Consider the following 1,198-nt stretch of genomic DNA (forward strand, 5'->3'; position numbering starts at 1 on the left):
CGGCCACCTGCCCCGGGGTGATGACGGTCCCCGCCCCCACCACCGCCTCCGGCACCTCACCGGCGATCGCCCGGACGGCCTCCAGGGCGCCGGGCGTCCGCAGGGTCACCTCGATCGCGGGCAGCCCGCCGGCGACCAGGGCACGGGCGAGCGGTACGGCGTCGGCCGGGTCGGCGACGACCACGACGGGGACGACGGGCGCGAGATCGAGGACAGACGGAAGGGAGGGCATGACCATGCCCCTCATCCTGCCGGTCCCGAAGCATTCTCCGCAAAGCTTGTTGCGCATGCTGCAACGAGCGTCCGGAGGGCCAGTTCAGTGGATCTCCTCCACCAGCACATCCAGCGCCCACGCCTGCCCCGCCTTCGCCGGAGCCTGCGCCTCCACCTCGTACCCCAGATCCCGCAGCGCCTCGACCAGCTCGGCGGGCCCCGACGGCGCCGTCCCGGCGGTCAGCAGACTCCGCACCATCCGACCCTTCGTCGCCTTGTTGAAATGGCTGACGACCTTCCGGGTCGGCGCGTGCAGCACCCGCACCGTCGCCGTCCGCCCGGCCACCTCGCCCCTCGGCTTCCACGCCGTCGCATACGCCGCCGACCGCAGATCCAGCACCAGCCCGTCCCCGGCCGCCTCCGGCAGGGCCGCGGCCATCGGCGTACGCCAGTACGCGCCCAGCGCGCCCAGGCCCGGCAGCTTCACGCCCATGGAACAGCGGTACGACGGGATCCGGTCCGTCACCCGGACCGCGCCCCACAGCCCCGAGAACACCAGCAGCGACCGCGCCGCGCGCCGCTGCGCGGCCGGATCCAGAGTGGCCAGGTCCAGGGCGTCGTACAGCACCCCCGTGTAGATCTCCCCGGCGGGCCGCGCCCCCGCCGTCCGCAGTTCCGCGTTCTTCGCGACCTCGCCGCGCAGGCCCTCGCTCAGCCCCAGCACCTCGCGCGCCTTGTCCTCGTCGCCCACGCACAGCTCGACCAGCTCGCCGAGCACCGTCTCGCGGGCCTCCGTCAGGGCGGGCAGCGACAGCGACTCCAGCTTCAGCGGGGCGCCCCGGCCGGAGGAGGCCTTTCCCTCCGAGGGCGGCAGCAGGACCAGCACGTTCACTCCTTCTGTTGCGCTCCCCGCCAGCGTACGGCGTGCCGCCCGGCACCCCCCGGCCTACGCTCGCTGTATGCCCCGCCGCCCCCTGCGCGTGAC

The 1,198-nt window shown here is 74.4% G+C and carries 1 protein-coding gene and 1 pseudogene; both read right to left on the reverse strand.

What is annotated here, in order from left to right:
* Positions 1–232: pseudogene (locus CCN42_RS34065) on the reverse strand (keto-deoxy-phosphogluconate aldolase); the annotation flags it as partial.
* An 84-nt stretch (positions 233–316) separates the two neighbouring features.
* A complete protein-coding gene (yaaA, locus tag CCN42_RS34070; protein ID WP_086741294.1) occupies positions 317–1,099 on the reverse strand; it encodes a peroxide stress protein YaaA in 783 nt (260 codons plus the stop codon).
* Positions 1,100–1,198 lie beyond the last annotated feature (99 nt).

It is taken from the genome of Streptomyces glaucescens (assembly GCF_002154375.1).
GTDB classification, from domain to species: Bacteria; Actinomycetota; Actinomycetes; order Streptomycetales; family Streptomycetaceae; genus Streptomyces; species Streptomyces glaucescens.